Genomic DNA, 19093 nt, shown 5'->3' with positions numbered 1-19093 from the left:
CTCGAACAACCTTGTTTAAGCGAGCTAAACCAATAGATTCATTAATTATCTGCAGACTCATTGGCAGCTAAAGCGTTCTCTGTTTTTTCTTTGATTAATACTTTAGCTAGTAACAAGCCCAGCTCAAACAATAGCCACATGGGAATGGCTAGCATCAACATCGAAACCCCATCAGGAGGGGTGACTACGGCGGCAATGGCAAAACAGCCGACAATAATATAACGGCGTTTATCTTCAAGGCTCTTGATGGAGACAATACCGACCAATATCAATAAGAAGGTAACTACTGGAATCTCAAAGGTGATGCCAAATACCATAAACAGCTTTAGAGCAAAACTTAAGTAACTGTCAATATCAGTCATCGGTAACACGTTTTGCGGCGCAAACATTATAAAAAACTTCAATACGCCTTTGAGGACGATAAAGTAAGCAAAGGCGACGCCGGCGTAAAACAAAATGATAGAAGATAGCAACACAGGAATGGCAATTTTCTTCTCTTTTTTGTACAGACCTGGCGCTACAAACGACCATACTTGATACAAAATATAAGGCATCGCAAAAAAGGCGGCAACGAATATGGTCAATCGAATGGGCGCCATGAAGTTGGATGTAATATCGGTCGCGATCATGGTGGAATTGGCGGGTAACTGTGCTACCAAAGGATCTGACAAAAAGTCATAAAGCTCGCGCGAAAAACCAACCAGCGCCAAAAATATAACCAATACAGCTAAAGATATCTTGATCAAATGCGAACGCAGCTCAATGAGATGCTCGGTGATGGGCATATCACTTAGCGTATCTAATATGCTATCAGCTTGAGTGTCTGCGCTACTATCTACAAAGGTCTCAGTATCTGCGTCCGCTATCTTTTCTTGACGGCTTTTTTGTCGTTTGAACAAACTCATTTGTCCTCTCCATCTTTATTTAACGAGAAGGAGGAGTTAGACGATTTATTTTGAGCATGGGTATGGTTAGAGTCAGTAGAGAATGTCGCCAAAGAGCTGTTGTCTACTGCCAGATCCTCTAAAGGTTCAAACTCTAATTCGTCAGCTTCGATAGCAGGCATCTTGGCGTCCAAATCAGGCTGTACAAAGCCGTTGTAGAGTAACGCATCGGCTTTATAATTGGGCAGAAGTGGCGGCGGTGGTAAGCGGCGAGCTTTGTCATAGGCACCCAGACGAAACCACATATTCTCCCATGGTCTAGTCAGTGCAGGCGCTATAGTGGTGCTGGCGGTAGCTAAGGTAGAGATAGTTTCTTTGCTGTTATCGTTATTGGCATAAAGCGTATCATCACCCTCGTCAGTACAAATATAACCTTCAGAGAATTCGTCAAAGTATTCTTCGTCTTTTTCTATCTCTTCATTAGATCCATAACTATAATCAGAAGTAGCAACATTCGGCTTTGATTGGTACCGTAAATGGTCTTTTTCATCTTCATCATACTGGGTAGGCGCTTTTTGATTGGCACGTAGACCCTCGTTTTGAGAAGATTCAAACTCTTTAAGACTACCGCGCATCTCGGCCATCTCACGTTTCATGTCAGCTTCGGTTTGCCGAATTTTAGCAAGCTCTTGCTGCATTTGTTGCCGAGTTTCAGCCAAATCAAGCTCAGCCTCTATTTCAGATTGCAATGTGGAAACAGTACGCCGCAGTTTGCCATACCATTGCCCAGCAGTACGCGCTGCCTGAGGCAGTTTTTCTGGCCCTAAAACGATTAGAGCAATGACACCAAATAGGAGTAATTCAGAAAATCCAATATCAAACATAATGGTTAAACATCACTATTTAAACGCTACACATATCATACTTTGTGCTTGTCTTCTGAAGAAGTAGAGGTAATGTCAACATCATCAATCTTTGTGCTTGTCTGTGGATTTGCCGCTTTATCTGATTGACGCACTTGGGTATCTGCAGGACGTACGCCAGCATCATGATCGAGAACGCGGTGCTTTCTTGCGTTTTCAGCTTCTTCATCTTTGACTGCTTCTTTAAAGCCTTTAACCGCGCCGCCTAAATCTTTACCAGCATTTTTAAGCTTGGAGGTACCAAATACTACGACTACCACCACTAATAAAATTAACCAATGCGTAATGGAAAAACTGCCCATAACGTTATCCTTATGTCTTGATGAAACCGGTGTTTATCTTGACACCATTATAACGTGCTCGAATGGAAAAAGGGAAAAACAACAGTAATTTAACAAACCAGATAGTCGAGATGGCAATTAAGACGAGCGAGCTGCTTTTTCATCAATACCCGAGAGTCCAAAACGGCGGGCCAGCTCATCTAAAATGGCGTCTGATTCAATGTCGAACCATGACAAACCCACTAGAGTATGAAACCAAACGTCGGCTACCTCATAAATAAGCTCGCGCCGCGCTGCATCATACTGAGATTTGTCTGTATGAAGATCGCATTGAGCAAGGTCTTTGGCAGCAATGATACTCTCTATAGCTTCTTCACCCACTTTTTCTAAAATTTTATTTAGGCCACGAGCGTATAAGCTAGCAACGTATGAGCTATCAGCATCAGCTTTTTTGCGCTCTATTAACACCTGATCGAGCTGCGACAGTATCTGTGTATGCAGGTTGTTAGTAGTCTTTTGATTGTTATTTTGGTTACTAGTATCTTGCCTAGTTTGTTCATCTTCTTTAGAGATAATATCTTGATAAGCGCTAGCAGATGTTTTATTTAAATCTTTATTGTAGGTATCGTGTTGCACTAAGCTGTGTGGTTTTGTGTGATAGATATCAGCTGGATCTTTAATAATTTTATCAACCGTTTGCCATACCGGCTCTGATCCTGATAAGTCTAAACGCTGATAAAAGCAAGATTCACGGCCAGTATGACAAGCGATACCGCCAACTTGAGTTACGCTCAGTACCAGCACATCAGCATCACAATCTAGGCGGATATCATGTATGTGCTGCGTATGACCTGAAGTTTCTCCTTTGTGCCAAAGTTGATGACGCGAACGCGAAAAGTACACCGCTGTCTGCGTATCTATAGTTAACTTTAACGATTCAGCGTTCATCCATGCCATCATCAAAATACGGCCAGTCTCATAATCCTGCGCTATCGCAGGAATCAGACCATCAGCGTTGAAATTTATAGCAGTTAGCCAAGCGGGTACAGTCATAATGGGTCATCTTATATAGTCGATATACTTTAAAGAGAATATAGTGCTGCTAGGATACTTTCTTTTAGAACATGGGTTACGCAGCCTCGAGAAAAACTTATGTAAACAACCAGCAAAAAAAATTTATACCAGCAGCATATTTAGATATATATACTAGTTTTGTTTTCAGCTGACTATGAAGAGGTCAATAGGATAAAAAATGATAGCAAAGGCTTATAGTAGTAAGCAATTTGATAATAATCAATTTAACACAAATCAATCCATATCAAGTGGGTTTTGATCTAGCACTCTTCTGACTGCATTATTAAAAGCTATAATCTTGTTTGAGCGATAATCAAATTGTACAAAACGCTTACTTGCCATAGCTACTAATGATCGATCAAACATACGTGTCACTTTGATAGCCATGTTACCACTTTTGTCAGAGATCTGCTCTATGCCTACTTCAAACAATAAAGTCTCTCTTGCTCGTACACGACTAACCACATTTAATTGCAAATTATCAACGATTAGTCCATGGTAATCTGCATCAATGTCTTTGATACCTTTAGAATATAAAAATCGGGTTCGTGCTTCGGCTAGCAGCGCAGTAAGGGACTCTATGGTTAAATACTGACCAACATCAATCTCAATGTTACGAACACGCATAACTGTTTCAAAAACAAATACAGCATCATCAAATTCTAGTTCTTGGTTCGTCAACGTCTTCTCCTATAGTAATTATTGGACGTCCCAAACGTCATTTTTATCAATAAAACACAACTTAGGTCGACATTCAACAAATTTAGGAGTAGGCGGTCGTATTATACAACTGACTGTAAATTTTTCTACAAACCTCTACTTAACTCTGTTGCTAAGTAATTAATAACACTCTATTTTTAATAACAATCTAAATTACTAGCTATAGAATATTTAAATACTAAATATTTGCGCATTAATAATAAGTAACTGGTACAAAAAAGATAAAAATAGAACATAGAAGCATTGTTGATATAATTTTTGCAACTAAAGGAATAAAACAAGTAAGAAATAGATATAAAGATGTAGGTAAAAATGTTCTTACTTAATAGATAGGGTAGGACAGATACTCTGAATCAAAACTTTGCTTGGCAATACGATAGTATTTCTGCTAAAATATCGCCTCCCACCTCAAGGCAAACCAAGAATAAGCTGTTGTTTGAAAAAACAGCTGCTATGAGGTTTGACAACCAGGTTCTAACAAAGATAAAGAGGCAAATCATCATGAAAGTTAAGATGAAAACTAAAAGCGGCGCTGCCAAACGCTTCAAGAAAACAGCGAATGGCTTTAAGCGTAAGCAAGCATTCAAAAGCCATATATTGACCAAGAAATCACCTAAGCGTATTCGCCAGTTGCGTGGTCTAAAGATGGTACATAAGTCTGACGAAGCTGCAGTTCGTCGTATGTGCCCTTATATCTAATTGATCTTTACAACCTAATATTGCTTAATATATTTAGAAAATCTTGGAGTAAATTATGGCTCGTGTAAAACGTGGTGTACAGGCAAATCGCCGTCACAAAAAAATCTTAAAGCGTGCAAAAGGCTACTACGGTGCCCGTTCACGTGTCTATCGCGTAGCAGTACAGGCAGTGACCAAAGCCGGTCAATATGCTTATCGTGATCGTCGCAACAAAAAACGCTCTTTTCGTCGTCTTTGGATTGCTCGTATCAATGCTGGCGCGCGCTTAAATGGCTTAAGCTATAGTCGTTTTATTAATGGTATCAAAAAAGCCAATATCGAAATTGATCGTCGTGTATTAGCAGACATTGCTATGCATGATGCTGCTGCTTTTAGCGCACTGGTTGAAAAAGCAAAAGCGGAATTAGCCTAACTATTAAATAGCTCTTAAATAGCTCTTTGACGGTCAACCGATCAGTTTAGGTCGGTTGCTAATTAAAGAATAGAGATAATATCGATTAATAAAAAGCTACCGCTAGTCGGTGGCTTTTTTTATAACAGTTATTTCTTGATCGGCTATAATGAATGATTAGCCGATCTTGAGCTCACTTATTATAGTAGAGCAGTGTTATACCAATGATAGCTTACGCTATTCAAAAAATTTGCAATATTTGCTTAAACCCTTACAATTACCAGATTGTTTAAATCAGGAATACTGTGTCTTATGACTACCCCTGCTGTCACCAACGATTTGCTACCAACTCTACCATCCCAGTTGAGTGAGCTTAATGAAGCCCAATTAAACGATTTTGCAACCGCTGCAGAGACTTCTATTGCCCAAGCCTTAGACATGACCACACTCCAAAGCTTACGAGTACAGCTTACGGGCAAAAAAAGCTTCTTAACAGGCTGGTCGAAACAGTTGGGTAAGCTTGATAGTCATGATAAAAAAACTTACGGCGGCTGGCTACATCAAGTGCGTAGCCGTATTCAAGAAGCCCTGACCTCCCAGCAGCAGCACTTAGAAGCCAAAGCGCTACAAACTAAGCTGGAAGCAGAGCGCATTGATATTACTTTGCCTGCGCGCGGTGCCCAAAAAGGTCATCTGCATCCTGTTACTATGATTACTCAGCGCATGCAGCAGTTTTTTGTACAGGCTGGTTTTAACGTAGCGACGGGGCCTGAGGTAGAAAGCGATTACTATAATTTTGAGGCGTTGAATATTCCCTCGCATCATCCTGCGCGCGCTATGCACGATACTTTCTATTTTGATGCTCATTATCTGCTACGTACTCATACCAGTCCGGTACAGATTCGTACCATGGAGCAAAATGCGCCGCCGATTCGGATTATCTGTCCAGGCCGTGTCTATCGTAATGATTCAGACCAAACGCATTCGCCCATGTTTCATCAACTAGAGGGACTTATGGTGACCGAATCGAGCACCTTCGCAGAGCTAAAAGGTTTGATCAATGAGTTTTTGCAAGCTTTTTTCGGCAAAGCGTTGACGGTACGCTTTCGTCCTTCGTTTTTTCCGTTTACGGAACCCTCCGCTGAGGTTGATATTTTGGATGACAACGGCAACTGGCTTGAGGTCATGGGCTGCGGTATGGTACATCCACAAGTATTGACTAACTGCGGTATTGATGCAGATAAATACACAGGCTTTGCTTTTGGTATGGGTATTGAACGCTTTGCGATGCTTTATTATGGTATCGACGATTTGCGTTTGTTCTTCCAAAATGATTTGCGCTTTTTAAAGCAGTTCAGCTAACGTCCATCTAAAAAAGTGTGGTTATTAGAAATATAAGCCTGCTGGCAAAGAACACTGATAAATACCAGTTACTTAGTGCTTAATCTTACTTTTTTACTTTGACATTTTTTGATACCTTTTTTGATACCTTGATCCGAGATATTTATGAAAATTAGTGAACAGTGGCTACGTCAATGGGCAAATCCGGCTAATACTAGTAAACAATTGGCAGAACAGTTGACTATGGCAGGGCTTGAGATTGACGATCGCTACGCCGTTGCCCGACCTTTTAACAATGTAGTAGTGGGAGAGGTCGTAAGCGTCCAGCCGCATCCTGATGCTGATAAGCTGCGTGTGACCAAAGTTGATATCGGCGCAGATGAACCTGTACAAATCGTTTGCGGGGCACCTAACGTCTATGTTGGTATGAAAGCACCAGTAGCAACTGTTGGCGCGGTACTGCCCAGCGAAGATGGGGCAGGCTTTAAAATCAAAAAAAGTAAATTGCGCGGTGTGGATTCTAACGGCATGCTGTGCGGCGCTTCTGAGATTGATCTTAGTGATGCGATAGATGGTTTGCTTGAGCTACCGAACGATGCGCCTGTAGGCAAAGATATTCGTGAGTACTTGGGACTGGATAATCAAATATTTGATATTTCTATCACCCCTAATCGTGGCGACTGTTTTAGTGTACGTGGTATCGCACGCGAGATTGCAGTTATCAATGATTTGCCAGTACAGACACCAGACCTTGATATTAGTACACCAACAACTGATGACTTTACCGCTACTGATTATCCTACTCCTTCAGTAATGGTTCAAGCAGTAGCCGCCTGTCCCCGTTACTTACTACAGTCCATTAGCGCGATTGATCGTAGTATTGAGACACCTAAATGGATGGTTGACGCTCTGATTCACTCAGGTCTGCGTACGCATAATTTCTTAGTTGATGTTACCAATTACATGCTATTAGAGCTTGGTCAGCCGCTACATGCGTTCGATGCCGACACCATCGTCGGTGATATCGTCGTACGTTTGGCTACGCCAGATGAAACCCTTACTTTATTAAATGATCAAACCATCAGCCTTACTGGCGATGAATTGGTCATTGCTGATGATCAAGGTGTGCTGGCATTGGCGGGTATTATGGGTGGTAAGCGTAGTAGTGTGACACCAAGTACTACTAATATCTTGCTAGAGAGTGCGTTTTTTAGCCCAATCGTTATTGCTGGGCGAGCACGTCGCTTTGGTCTGCATACAGACGCCTCACAGCGTTTCGAGCGCGGAGTAGATTTTGAGCTGCCAGCATTAGCTCTTGCGCGCGCTAGTGCTTTGATTGCTAGCATCACAGGCGGCCAAGCAGGGCAGCTTATCAAGATTGAAAATAGCGCTGAGCTACCTAAGCGTACCCCAATTAATTTGCCCATTGTTAAAGTTCGCGAAGTGCTTGGCATCGATATTGCACCTAATACCATGGTACGTATTTTGACCCAGCTAGGGTTTATGGTAGAAGAGGGCGCTGATAGTCTTCTTTGTACGCCACCCTCTTATCGTTTTGATATGAGTATTAAGGAAGATCTGATTGAGGAGATCGCTCGTATTTATGGTTATGAGAATATTCCTAGCACTTTACCATATCTACAAGTCAGTATGGACTACGATGATACAGCAGATCTGACTTACGAGATGAAGCTGGCTTTGGTTAACATCGGTTATATGGAAGCGATCAGCTTTAGTTTTAGTGATGCCAAACTTGAGGGCTTGCTAGATGATGACGCTTTAGGAGCAGTATTAGCACTTGCTAACCCAATATCAAGCGATCTGGCAGTCATGCGCCGTACTTTGTTATCAAGCTTACTACCATGTGTGCAGTATAATTTGAATCGTCAGCAGGCGCGTGTGCGTTTTTTTGAGACAGGTTTGAGCTTTGTAGGTCATAGTATTGCTGATTTGGTACAAACGCCAAGTATAGCTTTGGTTGCAGTTGGTGATATTTGGGATGAACAAGCTTATCAGAATCGCGCCATAGACTTTTATGATATAAAGCATGACATTGAGCAGTTGTTACCAGCACAGATCAATAGTGCCAGACTACGCTACGAGCGTAGTGAGCTTAGTTTTTTGCATCCTGGTCAAAGCGCAAAGCTGTATGTTGATGACCACTATATAGGCTGGCTTGGTCAACTGCACCCCTCTATAGCTAAGCAGCTTGATCTACCAACAACGTGGGTGGCGCAGTTAGATCTGGCGCCTTTGTTAAATTTAGCTCGTGAACAACAGCCTATTGCAACACCAAGTAAGTTCCCGCAAGTACGCCGTGATATCGCTATTTTAGTCGATAGCGATATTAGTTTGCAAACATTGCAAGCAGCTATACGTAGCGCGGCCGGAGAGCTTCTAACTGATTTGTGGTTGTTTGATGTTTATCAAGGTGAGAATGTACCAGCAGGTCAGCGCTCATTAGCTTTTACGCTGGTCTGGCAAGATAGCACCAAAACCTTAGCAGATGAAACAATAAAAGCATCAGCTGAAAACGTTATTGGAGTTCTAACTGAACAGTATGGTGCACAGCTACGTGATAGCTAACCTGCTTTGTAACTAATTTTGATTTATAGCTAATTTCGCTTCACGAAAAATAGTATAAGTTGGAATTTAACTAACAGGTTGTTAATGAAGGTTTTTTTGATTATCCTATGAATAAGTGAAAGCCCTTTGTAATAACGAGAATTATTTATTGTAAGAGGTTAAACGATAAATATCATATTAATATAGGAAGCATACTGTGAGTACTCTGACTAAATCTGACATGATTGAGCATTTGATGAGCCGCCTTAATCTGACACGTCAAGAAGGACGTTGTCTGGTAGAGAATTTCTTTGATGAATTATCAGAGAGCTTAATTGAGGGTAAAGAAGTCAAACTCTCAGGTTTTGGTAATTTTGAGCTCAAAGATAAAAGTAGTCGTCCAGGCCGCAATCCAAAGACAGGTGAACCAGTAGATGTATCTGCACGCCGGGTCGTTACTTTTAAAACTGGTCAGAAGTTCCGTCAAAAAGTTGATGAGCACATACTAGATATATAATCTAGTATATCCCTCTAATTTAGTATCAACTATAGCTATACTTCAAGTCTAATGAGTTAGAATTATTAAATGTACTTAGTGACGACTTTTCAAAAGTCGTTACGCCATTTCTTTATAAAACTGTTATATGAGCTGTACAAAGGCCAAATATTAATAAACATGTTCTCTATTTATATGAGCTTGTTTATTAATATTTGGCCTTTGTGTTTTCTGTTATAAGCTATTTGTACTTTAACTAATAGTTTTTGCACTCTGGCATACTCCTTGCACTAAACAAATATAGCCAGCTCACTATATTAGATAGATTCCTCTTAAAAATATTTGCAATCAGGTAGTTGAGCTGTTTTATATCTAAAGTATAAAACTATCTATATAGCCTATCTTTGCTTTAAGCTTCTGCAGTGGATTCTAAAATGAATAATAATGATATATACCAAAAAATGGAGCAAGTGCACTACCATCTCAAACTACCCAATCTCAAAGTAACCAATTTAATAGGTCTCAAATAGATAGCGAAGCTGAATTTGAAAAAACGTTTAACAATAAACAAGCGGATAATTCAGTGAGCTCAGCAGCCAACACTTCCAAACGCCTACAACCTGATGTTAACTATGAGACGCTAAAGTCAAGTCTAGCAACCTTTATTGAGAAAAATGCACCTCCGGAAGACGCTTGGGGATATTTGCTTGATCTAGAGCAGTGTAGTGAGACCTCACAACTACTAGCATTAGCAAAAAATATTCAAGGCTCTAGCAGCGGCAGTTTATCTCGCAGTATGGAAGATTTTCTTAGCAAGCATAACCGTCAATTCTGACATCATTTTGAACATCCTTAACGTAGCTATTGATTAGCTGCACGTTTAAACACAACTTGGCCTACAAATCATTGAATGTTGTGAGATTGAGCAGCGCCGTTGGAATAAATGGTCAATGAAATACTTGATTCCTAGCGATGAGAATAAAGGCTTAGCCCTTAAATATTCAACTGGTACTCAGTTTAACCCTTATTTGATGAGTGCCAATCAAATTATAATGTTGGTTGATACCATGGCAAAACTTCAAGAGCGTGAACAGGAAGAAAAAGAAAGTCCTAAAAAGAAAAAATCTTGGTTTTCAATGGGCTAATGCTAATAGTATTTAACAAATTTATATAAGAGACAGAATATGACACAATCAACTGCAGACGCTCACATTTTGGTCAGCATGACCTACGCTAGCCGTGCCAACCCAGATGTATCAGCCAAAGATTTCAATGAGATTTTAAAGCAAGCCCAAGAAAACAATACAGCAAACGGTATTACTGGCATGCTAATTTTTAATAAAAACTATTTTCTACAAACTATTGAAGGACCAAGAGCGCAAATTAATCGCCTACTTTATAGCCTACTAGCTGACCAGCGCCACCATGATTTACAAGTTATTGATACACATGAAATTACAAGTCGAAAATGGGCTAAATGGTCGATGAACTATGCTTCACCGACTCAAGATAACGCGGCTATCTATCTTAAATACTCTACCACCGTTGATTTCAACCCATATTTACTAAATGCTGGCTCTTCATCTGACTTGATGCGTGAGCTAAGTAGCCAAAAAGGTTAATCAGTAGAATCCTAAGTCGACATAGATATAGCGTGTTATCAAAATTTAAACATAAAAAAAGAGAGCATAGGCTCTCTTTTTTTATGTATTTTATAAACTTATAGCGTATGAACAATTCATACTTACTGAGCTGGTTCTTCAACAACGATAACTTCGTCAGCAGCAGCAACTGCATCAGGATTAGCAGGATCAGTTTCGCTAGCCATATCCATGCTGGTAGTTGTACCATCAACAGGAAATTCAGCGTCCATCTCGTCAGTAGCTGTAGCAGCTTGTGCTTCAGCAATATCAGCTTCAGCAGCAGCAACAGCAGCATCAGCGTCAGCAGGAACTACTTCACCGTCATCAACAGCTTCGTTTAATTCTTCTTGCGCGTCTTGCACTTCTTCTTGCGCATCAGATAAATCTTCAGCAGCATTCTCTGTATTACTATCACAAGCAGTTAAGCCCATAGAGGCAGTCATAATACCAGCTAAAGCAAGTAGTCTAAGTTTCATAGGTAATCTCCAAAAAAATGAAATGAGCAGCAGCTGTGTCAAAAGATTAGATCTTCAAATTGCTATGAAGATCAGACGCACTTGATCACAGCTACTCAGCTTCCACGCATTCTATATCTTTTCTTTTCAAATAAAAAGAGCCTGTACAATTGAATAACAATAAAAATATGAATGCCAATTGTAAAACTATATGTAACGCACGTTCTTCTAGAGCTTTAAGAAGTGGAATAATTATAATGAAGAAAATATACTTAACCAAGAGATAACTTATAAAAACACAAACGGTAAGATTATCGTTGCAAATAGTTTTAACAATCTACATGAGCGACAGTCTAGTGATAGTAATAAGCATTTAGTGGTCGTATATATCAAAAAAATATAAATCATTTTAGATTCTATATCAAAAAGAAAATTTACAAAAGTTTTTGGCTTTGGATGAGGTTTTTAATAAAGACTATATAATTAAATTATCTATTATTTGCTTTTATAAATATTTTTAAACCGATGAATAGTAAGTGAAAGAGGTTGAAAACAATGCAAGTTAAAAATTTAGATTCAACTTAAAGTTTGATTTGATAGCCTACTTCAATAGTGAACTGTTTGAAAATGAAAATAAAGTTTAGTAAATAAGTAGTCAAATAGAGGACTGATGTTTATAATCTATTAAAATTATGAACTTACAACAATTATTATTACAGATCTGAGGATAGACACATGAAATGGCGAGGTAGAAGAGGCAGTACTAACGTCCGTACCAGTAGCGGTGGCGGTAAAATGATTGGTGGCGGTATTGGCGGCATTATTATTGCTGGCATACTATGGTTAGTATTTGGTGTTAACCCTATGACCGCGCTACAAACAGGTCAAATGGTGACTGGAGGCGGTAGTACTTCTACAGCAACAGAGCCTGCAACAGGTGACGATCGCGATACTCAGTTTGTTAAAGTCGTGTTAGCTGATACCGAAGCGGTTTGGAACCAGATATTTAGTGAAGGAGGGCAAACTTATCGAGAGCCTATGCTTATATTATTTAGCGGACAAATCGGTTCGGCCTGTGGTAGTGCAACTTCAGCTACCGGACCTTTTTATTGTCCTGCTGATCAAACGGTTTATCTAGATACCTCGTTTTTTGCAGAAATGCGCCAAAATTTAGGAATTGCAGGCGATCAGCAGGGGTCAGGTGATCGCGAAAACCAAGGCAGAGCAGGCGATTTTGCCCAAGCCTACGTGATTGCTCACGAAGTAGGTCACCATGTGCAGACCTTATTAGGTATTACCCAGCAAATAAACGAAGCCAGCCGCCAAGTCAGTCAAACACAGGCCAATAAGCTGTCTGTATTACAAGAGCTGCAAGCAGACTGCTTCGCTGGTGTATGGGCCAATCGTAACCAGCAGCGCGTACAGTTTTTGGAGCCAGGCGATATAGACGAAGCACTCAATGCTGCTAGTCAAATTGGTGATGATCGTTTGGCGCGTGCTAGTGGCGGCGCAGTAGTACCTGATAATTTTACTCATGGTACTAGTCAGCAGCGCGTAGAGTGGTTCACCCGTGGTTTGGAGAGTGGTAACGTCCAGTCGTGCGATACCTTTAGCGGTGCGTTGTAACTTAATAGCTACTTAAAGATAAACTTTGGCTAGTAGACACTCCTCAACAAACAGACATAAAAAGAAGCCTACAATTAGATTGTAGGCTTCTTTTTTAAATTAAAACTCTAAACTAAGTTTAGGTTATAACAATAGAGGTTTAGTTCTTTTTGTTATTATCAAGAATATAAGCACCAGCGCCACCAACAGCAGCACCAGCTAAAGCGCCACGTGCGATATCTTTACTATCGCCGCCACTTCTAATAAGGGCACCTGCCGCTGCACCAGCTGCTGTACCTTTGGCCGTATTGCTAAGGCCACTATTGTAACCACCATAGCCACCAGTCGAATTACAACCAGTCATGATTAAAGCTGAGCTTGCAATAGCAGTCATTGCGATAGATTTAGCGAATTTCATATTATCACCTTTTAAATTATCAAATAAGTTATCAAAGTTAACATAGAACATCCTGTTGTAGTTTTCGCAACCACATTAAAGATATTATATTAAAGAACTATAATTAACACCTCAATATATAGCATCATATACTAATGTATAAAATCATCTTTTTGGAGATTTATAAGCTTAGATAGCTATAGACTACATTCGATTATAACTCATCAAATGTTAGCCATCTGTAGTAGAAACACTAGACTTTATAACCAAGCTGTAAACGATGTTGCTTCTATATATCATAGGTAGAGGTTTTGCTAGGTAGTCTTGTATTAACTATCTTAATACGCTAACTGTGCTGTGAGCCTTGTGCTTAAACTAGCTCTCGCTTCATGTGTAAAGTGTCTTTTTACATGAGAGGACACTCCTTGTTAGTATACTAAAAGTTATTAGTTACTAACAGCTCAATCAAACTAAAAAGCTAAGTCCGACTCTTAACAGCCTTTATTGTTAGTAGATATTATAGCTAGCGGATCTTTTAAAACATAGCAAAAAAACCGAACAAAAGCGATCTTTTACACTAGTAAATGAGAAAAATTAATTTTGTGATTTACGTTTCATCTGTTCAAAGAACTCATCATTGGTTTTAGCTTCTTTGAGACGATCAAGCAAGAATTCAGTCGCTTGTACCCCGTCCATAGGCTGTAGCAGCTTACGCAGTATCCAGATTTTACGCAGCTTATCTTCATCAAGTAAGCGCTCTTCGCGGCGCGTACCAGATTTTTTAATGTTGATCGCTGGAAAAACTCGTTTTTCAGCCAAATCGCGCTCAAGAATGATTTCTTGGTTGCCTGTCCCTTTGAATTCTTCAAAGATGACGTTGTCCATTTTGCTACCCGTATCAATAAGAGCAGTTGAGATGATAGTCAAACTTCCACCTTCCTCAACGTTACGCGCGGCACCAAAAAAACGTTTCGGTCGTTCAAGTGCGTTGGCATCAAGGCCACCAGTTAGTACTTTGCCCGATGATGGAATAACGGTGTTGTAAGCACGAGCAAGACGAGTAATGGAATCAAGTAAAATAACGACGTCTTGTTTATGTTCAACTAAGCGCTTAGCTTTTTCGATCACCATATCAGCCACTTGGACATGACGCTGCGGCGGTTCATCGAAAGTCGAGGCGACCACTTCGCCGCGTACCGTACGTACCATCTCGGTAACTTCTTCTGGACGCTCATCAATAAGTAGTACGATCAGATAACACTCAGGATTGTTGCGAGTAATAGACTGAGCGATAGTTTGCAGCAGTACAGTTTTACCGGCTTTTGGCGGGGCTACAATAATAGAGCGTTGCCCTTTACCAATAGGAGCCATCAGATCAATAATGCGACCCGTTAGATCTTCACTGGTGCCATTACCAAGCTCAAGTTTGAGCTGTTCAGTTGGAAATAATGGAGTTAAGTTTTCAAAAATGAGCTTGTGACGTGAACGATCAGGGGTATCAAAATTGATCTCGCCAACTTTTAGTAGCGCAAAGTAACGTTCAGAGTCTTTTGGCGGGCGAATAGTACCAGCAATACTATCGCCTGTCTTCAGACTAAAGCGTCTTATCTGACTGGGGCTGACATAAATATCGTCAGGTCCTGCCAAATACGAGCCTTCTGATGAACGCAAAAAGCCAAAACCATCAGGTAGCACTTCAAGTACGCCATCACCATAAATGGCTTCGCCATTACGTGCATGGGTCTTTAAAATAGCGAAAATAATGTCTTGTCTACGGCTACGCGCCATATTATCAAGACCCATTTCTTTGGCAATAGCCAATAGCTCAGCGATTGTTTTTTTCTTTAATTCAGTTAAATTCATAGATAGGTCATTAGCAATTTATCGAGCGAGAGATGCCATTAGCAGCACAACCTACATTGATTATAAAAGCGGTAGCGTTGCGATAGGATGTGTGCCCAAAGTTTAGTTTTGTATGATGCTGACTTTTATACATAAAATTATCAGCTGCATGAATCAATTGCAGAATGACAAAAAACAAATATAAGAAAAGCCAGATAAGAGTCTGGAATAAGAGCTCAGTATCAATAATTAAATTTAGTAGTTTTTAGTAGTTTCGTTCAGTAACTGTTTTAATAATAGCAACTGTTAACAGTAGCAACAGTGTTTTGTGTTGATAAACACTAGGAGAACAGCGACAAGACGCTTAGGAAAAATGTTATGTTTTTCTTGTCAGCAGACTATACGATTTTAAACTTAGCCTTGTCAATTATTTTTACTTAAAAAACTGTATAATTCACTTATTTAATGAAAAAACATAAGAAAGCCATCATCTTGTACAGATAATGGCCGATTTTGGTGAGTTATAAAAGCTTATTAATAATGTTAAAGATGATTTTACAGATGTTTATCAAGAACTTTAGCCAATTCAGCTTTTGGCTGTAATCCCATAACTGAGTCTACTTTTTCGCCATCTTTAAAAACAAAAAGTGTAGGGATGTTACGAATACCAAAACGGCTAGCCGCTTGTGGGTTATTATCGACATCGACTTTAACGATTTTGACTTTGCCTTGGTATTCAGTAGATAAATCTTCTAAGATAGGCGCGATGGCTTTACAAGGTCCACACCAAGCTGCCCAGAAGTCTACCAAAACCGGAGTATCGGCTTGAAGAACGTCCTGATCAAAGTTGGCATCAGTGGTATTAACGATAAGGTCTGACATAGTCTTTCTCTCTTATTTTATTCTCTCTATCTTCGCCTATTAATATATAGTTTGTCCTAAAAATAAGCTTTTTAAAAAGTTTACTTAGGCGCTCAAAATATATCAGCTCAGACAAAGAGTGGTGGAGTAGTGGTAAATATGTGTCATCATACTAACATGTTTGCCAAGTCATGGTAGACCGATACCGGTTGAAATGCTTAACAATTAGTATTAGTACAATAAATCGACACACAATTCAACATTCTTTGTATTGGCTCAAGCTTACTGCCTGCTTGTTTTTGTAACCATAGATAACTAACGATATGAAAGCTGATAGTATTTCTTTTTTATTAGTTGTCTAAACCAACCCCCTATTATAAGTCGCTATCTCTATGCTTTTTACTGATGATGCTATAACCGCTCTAAACGAACAGGAAACTCAATACTCAGATGGGTTTTTTACAGACTTTGCACAGCAAATCACAATCTATGAGGATGACGATATTTGGGTAGTCGATAAACCCGCAGGGCTGCTTAGTGTCGATGGTAAAACGCTAAAGGTCAGTTTGCTGGGGCGACTTGAACGTGCTAATCCACAGGTTAAGCTGATTCATAGGCTTGATATGGATACCTCAGGGCTACTTATATTTGCCAAAAACGCTGCCGCACAAACGCATATTAGTAAGCAGTTTATTGAGCGGCTACCACAAAAAGTGTACCAAGCAAGAGTATTTGGAGAGTGGAAAGCAGTAGGTATTACGGGTAAAATATCAGTGCCAGTACGCTATGAGCCGACCTTAAAACCGCGCCATATCGTTGATCCCAACTGGAGCAAAAACGCTCTAACTTTGTATGAAGTGCTCGGTTACGAAACATGCAGTGATCAGGTAGTCACACGTGTGGCGCTAAAACCAGTGACAGGGCGTAGTCATCAGCTGCGTGTCCATATGGTGCATGCTGGTCATGTCATTATAGGCGATCCTATTTATGCCGAAGGTCTGGCTTTAGATATGGCACCGCGATTAAACCTGCATTCACAGTACTTACGGCTCAAGCATCCAGTACTCGGCGCTTGGATGGATTGGGAGAGTCCCGTACCTTTTTAAGCTGATGGCTATTATTTAAGCTAGCGGCACTGCACCTGTTTTAAAGTGTCTTAACTATAGTGTACACCTGTGAACAGTGAAGTCAGATATTCTTTACTCAATGATTATTTATTGTCCTACTATTAGTGATTATATGGCTAATTACAAGAGGACGGCACCATGATAGGTATCAGATCTGCCAAAAAAAGACTCCAAAACCGTTTTACTCGTTCATCAGTACAGACGCCGCCTGCTGATTATGAGATGTTGATTATTGGTGCGGGTATTGCTGGTATTGGCATGGCGTGTCGTCTGCAACAACAAAAAGGCAATAAGTTTTTTGCCTCAGCAGGTGCTAGCAAACCACAGTATAAACATAAAACAAAACCTTCTAAAGGCTTCTTAATCGTAGAAAAACGTGCTGATCTAGGGGGCACTTGGGATCTGTTTAAGTATCCAGGTATTCGCTCAGACTCAGACGCACTAACCTTTGGCTATAGTTTTAGGCCGTGGCTGGATAATAGAATGCTGGCAGATGGTGAGAGCATTAAAAGCTATATTGCTGACACCGCTCGTGAGTTTAATGTGACAGAGCATATTCGCTATCGTCATGAAGTCCAGCAGCTATCTTGGTCAAGCACTACTCAGCAGTGGACAGCGATGATCAAAAATCATAGTAGTGGTGAGGTGTTTACTTTGAGCGCAAACTTTGTCGTTGGTGCGACAGGTTACTATGATTATGATCAAGGTTATCGACCGCATTTCGCAGGTGAAGAGCAGTTTGAGGGCCGTATTGTGCATCCGCAGCACTGGGTAGATGTCGATTATGACGACAAAAAGATTGTTATTATCGGTAGCGGGGCTACGGCAATGACGCTCCTGCCAGCTTTGGTCGATGAAGATAGCGATCAGTGTGCCGGTCATGTCACTATGCTTCAGCGCTCACCAACTTATGTGGCCAGCGTGCCTGGCGATGATCCTGCCCTTGATTGGCTGTCAGGTAAATTCTCACCCCTGTCTAAACAGCAAGCCTATACGCTGCTACGTACGCGTAATGTATTGATGCAGCAAGGGGTTTATCAAGCGGCGACCCATGCGCCAAAAATGGTAAAAGCCTTGTTAAAACATGGGGTTAAAAAAGAGCTAAAAGGTAGCGGCGTTGATGTGGCGCACTTTATGCCGTCTTATAATCCATGGGATGAGCGTCTGTGCGCGGTACCCGATAGCGATTTATTTACCGCGCTGCATAGCAAGCGTGCCGATGTTATCACCGATCAAATCAGCCACTTTACCAAAACCGGTATTCAGCTGCACTCCGGTAATCATATTGAGGCTGATATTATCGTAACGGCGACCGGTCTTAAATTGCAGATGCTAGGCGGTGCCGATTTATATATTGATGGCAAAAGCATTGATGTAGGGGCGCTTATGACTTACAAAGCGGTGATGCTTGAGGGCGTGCCCAATATGGCAGTGCTATTTGGCTACACCAATGCGTCTTGGACGCTAAAGATTGATCTGGCCTGTCAATACGTGATCAGACTGCTAAGCTATATGAAAAAGCATAAATACAGCGTCGTTTGTGCGCAGTCCAAAACGGAGCAAGGGCAAGTACAAACGCAGCCAGATACGGTGCTAGGATCTTTGAGTGCAGGGTATGTCAAGCGTGCCAAAGATGAGCTACCCAAACAGGGTGATCGCTATCCATGGCAAGTGACAAACAATTATTTAAGCGATCGGATAATGCTTAAACATCGTAAAATTGCTGATAACTGGCTGCGCTTTACTCACTAAAAACTATGCCCAGTTATTTTTAATCCCAGTTATTTTT

The 19093-nt window shown here is 40.5% G+C and carries 20 protein-coding genes; 11 read left to right on the top strand and 9 right to left on the bottom strand.

Features of this window, described 5'->3' with window-relative positions:
- Window positions 1–41: 41 nt before the first annotated feature.
- The 5 genes from tatC to ACR63N_RS13985 all read right to left on the bottom strand — a co-directional run bounded on the left by tatC (window position 42) and on the right by ACR63N_RS13985 (window position 3843).
- Window positions 42–785: a twin-arginine translocase subunit TatC gene (tatC, locus tag ACR63N_RS14005; RefSeq protein WP_472782756.1), complete on the bottom strand. Its 744-nt coding sequence runs from the start codon at window positions 783–785 to the stop codon at window positions 42–44.
- A gap of 116 nt (window positions 786–901) precedes the next feature.
- Window positions 902–1768, bottom strand: a complete 867-nt coding sequence (gene tatB, locus ACR63N_RS14000; RefSeq protein WP_367105484.1) for a Sec-independent protein translocase protein TatB — start codon at window positions 1766–1768, stop codon at window positions 902–904.
- Between the two features lie 35 nt (window positions 1769–1803).
- Window positions 1804–2109 carry a Sec-independent protein translocase subunit TatA gene (gene tatA / locus ACR63N_RS13995; protein ID WP_367105485.1) on the bottom strand — a complete coding sequence of 102 codons (306 nt, stop codon included), beginning with the start codon at window positions 2107–2109 and terminating at the stop codon, window positions 1804–1806.
- Window positions 2110–2226: 117 nt separating this feature from the next.
- Entirely contained in the window at window positions 2227–3141 is a 915-nt protein-coding gene (gene hisI / locus ACR63N_RS13990) for a phosphoribosyl-AMP cyclohydrolase (RefSeq protein ID WP_472782194.1), read from the bottom strand.
- A 255-nt stretch (window positions 3142–3396) separates the two neighbouring features.
- Entirely contained in the window at window positions 3397–3843 is a 447-nt protein-coding gene (locus tag ACR63N_RS13985; protein ID WP_367109279.1) for a thioesterase family protein, read from the bottom strand.
- Between the two features lie 540 nt (window positions 3844–4383).
- Between ACR63N_RS13985 and rpmI the strand changes: the two genes are divergently transcribed.
- The 8 genes from rpmI (at window position 4384) to ACR63N_RS13945 (ending at window position 10996) form a co-directional block, all read left to right on the top strand.
- Entirely contained in the window at window positions 4384–4581 is a 198-nt protein-coding gene (rpmI, locus tag ACR63N_RS13980) for a 50S ribosomal protein L35 (protein ID WP_367105488.1), read from the top strand.
- 55 nt (window positions 4582–4636) lie between these two features.
- Entirely contained in the window at window positions 4637–4993 is a 357-nt protein-coding gene (gene rplT, locus ACR63N_RS13975) for a 50S ribosomal protein L20 (protein WP_367105489.1), read from the top strand.
- A gap of 291 nt (window positions 4994–5284) precedes the next feature.
- Window positions 5285–6334: a phenylalanine--tRNA ligase subunit alpha gene (pheS, locus tag ACR63N_RS13970; protein WP_472782193.1), complete on the top strand. Its 1050-nt coding sequence runs from the start codon at window positions 5285–5287 to the stop codon at window positions 6332–6334.
- A gap of 144 nt (window positions 6335–6478) precedes the next feature.
- On the top strand, window positions 6479–8899 hold the full coding sequence (gene pheT / locus ACR63N_RS13965) for a phenylalanine--tRNA ligase subunit beta (protein ID WP_472782192.1): 2421 nt from the start codon (window positions 6479–6481) through the stop codon (window positions 8897–8899).
- Window positions 8900–9095: 196 nt separating this feature from the next.
- Entirely contained in the window at window positions 9096–9395 is a 300-nt protein-coding gene (locus ACR63N_RS13960; RefSeq protein WP_367105492.1) for an integration host factor subunit alpha, read from the top strand.
- Window positions 9396–9957: 562 nt separating this feature from the next.
- Window positions 9958–10209 carry a hypothetical protein gene (locus ACR63N_RS13955; protein WP_472782191.1) on the top strand — a complete coding sequence of 84 codons (252 nt, stop codon included), beginning with the start codon at window positions 9958–9960 and terminating at the stop codon, window positions 10207–10209.
- A gap of 115 nt (window positions 10210–10324) precedes the next feature.
- Window positions 10325–10519, top strand: a complete 195-nt coding sequence (locus ACR63N_RS13950; RefSeq protein ID WP_472782190.1) for a hypothetical protein — start codon at window positions 10325–10327, stop codon at window positions 10517–10519.
- Between the two features lie 39 nt (window positions 10520–10558).
- Window positions 10559–10996 (top strand): BLUF domain-containing protein, encoded by a 438-nt coding sequence (locus ACR63N_RS13945; RefSeq protein WP_367107288.1) that lies wholly within the window; start codon window positions 10559–10561, stop codon window positions 10994–10996.
- A 122-nt stretch (window positions 10997–11118) separates the two neighbouring features.
- On the opposite strand, the gene ACR63N_RS13940 is transcribed toward ACR63N_RS13945, so the two are convergent.
- Window positions 11119–11493, bottom strand: coding sequence for a hypothetical protein (locus ACR63N_RS13940; RefSeq protein WP_472782189.1), 375 nt, complete (start codon window positions 11491–11493; stop codon window positions 11119–11121).
- A gap of 714 nt (window positions 11494–12207) precedes the next feature.
- Between ACR63N_RS13940 and ypfJ the strand changes: the two genes are divergently transcribed.
- Window positions 12208–13098 carry a KPN_02809 family neutral zinc metallopeptidase gene (gene ypfJ / locus ACR63N_RS13935; RefSeq protein WP_367105497.1) on the top strand — a complete coding sequence of 297 codons (891 nt, stop codon included), beginning with the start codon at window positions 12208–12210 and terminating at the stop codon, window positions 13096–13098.
- Between the two features lie 139 nt (window positions 13099–13237).
- Here the strand turns inward: ypfJ and ACR63N_RS13930 are convergent, their stop codons facing one another.
- The 3 genes from ACR63N_RS13930 to trxA form a co-directional block, all read right to left on the bottom strand.
- Window positions 13238–13495, bottom strand: a complete 258-nt coding sequence (locus tag ACR63N_RS13930) for a hypothetical protein (RefSeq protein ID WP_367105498.1) — start codon at window positions 13493–13495, stop codon at window positions 13238–13240.
- 573 nt (window positions 13496–14068) lie between these two features.
- Window positions 14069–15337 (bottom strand): transcription termination factor Rho, encoded by a 1269-nt coding sequence (rho, locus tag ACR63N_RS13925; protein ID WP_367105499.1) that lies wholly within the window; start codon window positions 15335–15337, stop codon window positions 14069–14071.
- A 534-nt stretch (window positions 15338–15871) separates the two neighbouring features.
- Window positions 15872–16198: a thioredoxin gene (gene trxA, locus ACR63N_RS13920; RefSeq protein ID WP_367105500.1), complete on the bottom strand. Its 327-nt coding sequence runs from the start codon at window positions 16196–16198 to the stop codon at window positions 15872–15874.
- Between the two features lie 371 nt (window positions 16199–16569).
- Here trxA and ACR63N_RS13915 point away from each other — a divergent pair, with 371 nt between their 5' ends.
- Both ACR63N_RS13915 and ACR63N_RS13910 read left to right on the top strand, forming a co-directional pair.
- Window positions 16570–17283, top strand: coding sequence for an RluA family pseudouridine synthase (locus ACR63N_RS13915; protein ID WP_472782188.1), 714 nt, complete (start codon window positions 16570–16572; stop codon window positions 17281–17283).
- 243 nt (window positions 17284–17526) lie between these two features.
- A complete protein-coding gene (locus ACR63N_RS13910) occupies window positions 17527–19056 on the top strand; it encodes a flavin-containing monooxygenase (protein WP_472782755.1) in 1530 nt (509 codons plus the stop codon).
- Window positions 19057–19093: the final 37 nt, after the last annotated feature.

It is taken from the genome of Psychrobacter sp. M4 (genome assembly GCF_055699795.1).
Note: the sequence above shows the minus strand (reverse complement) of the source record. Positions and strands in the feature narration are given on the sequence as shown.

Excerpts from the sequence above, each read along its gene's own strand:
- tatC (WP_472782756.1), bottom strand. The coding sequence starts at position 785 with ATGCCCATCACCGAGCATCTCATTGAGCTGCGTTCGCATTTGATCAAG.
- tatB (WP_367105484.1), bottom strand. The coding sequence starts at position 1,768 with ATGTTTGATATTGGATTTTCTGAATTACTCCTATTTGGTGTCATTGCT.
- tatA (WP_367105485.1), bottom strand. The coding sequence starts at position 2,109 with ATGGGCAGTTTTTCCATTACGCATTGGTTAATTTTATTAGTGGTGGTA.
- hisI (WP_472782194.1), bottom strand. The coding sequence starts at position 3,141 with ATGACTGTACCCGCTTGGCTAACTGCTATAAATTTCAACGCTGATGGT.
- rpmI (WP_367105488.1), top strand. The coding sequence starts at position 4,384 with ATGAAAGTTAAGATGAAAACTAAAAGCGGCGCTGCCAAACGCTTCAAG.
- rplT (WP_367105489.1), top strand. The coding sequence starts at position 4,637 with ATGGCTCGTGTAAAACGTGGTGTACAGGCAAATCGCCGTCACAAAAAA.
- pheS (WP_472782193.1), top strand. The coding sequence starts at position 5,285 with ATGACTACCCCTGCTGTCACCAACGATTTGCTACCAACTCTACCATCC.
- pheT (WP_472782192.1), top strand. The coding sequence starts at position 6,479 with ATGAAAATTAGTGAACAGTGGCTACGTCAATGGGCAAATCCGGCTAAT.
- ACR63N_RS13950 (WP_472782190.1), top strand. The coding sequence starts at position 10,325 with ATGAAATACTTGATTCCTAGCGATGAGAATAAAGGCTTAGCCCTTAAA.
- ACR63N_RS13945 (WP_367107288.1), top strand. The coding sequence starts at position 10,559 with ATGACACAATCAACTGCAGACGCTCACATTTTGGTCAGCATGACCTAC.
- ACR63N_RS13940 (WP_472782189.1), bottom strand. The coding sequence starts at position 11,493 with ATGAAACTTAGACTACTTGCTTTAGCTGGTATTATGACTGCCTCTATG.
- ypfJ (WP_367105497.1), top strand. The coding sequence starts at position 12,208 with ATGAAATGGCGAGGTAGAAGAGGCAGTACTAACGTCCGTACCAGTAGC.
- ACR63N_RS13930 (WP_367105498.1), bottom strand. The coding sequence starts at position 13,495 with ATGAAATTCGCTAAATCTATCGCAATGACTGCTATTGCAAGCTCAGCT.
- rho (WP_367105499.1), bottom strand. The coding sequence starts at position 15,337 with ATGAATTTAACTGAATTAAAGAAAAAAACAATCGCTGAGCTATTGGCT.
- trxA (WP_367105500.1), bottom strand. The coding sequence starts at position 16,198 with ATGTCAGACCTTATCGTTAATACCACTGATGCCAACTTTGATCAGGAC.
- ACR63N_RS13915 (WP_472782188.1), top strand. The coding sequence starts at position 16,570 with ATGCTTTTTACTGATGATGCTATAACCGCTCTAAACGAACAGGAAACT.
- ACR63N_RS13910 (WP_472782755.1), top strand. The coding sequence starts at position 17,527 with ATGTTGATTATTGGTGCGGGTATTGCTGGTATTGGCATGGCGTGTCGT.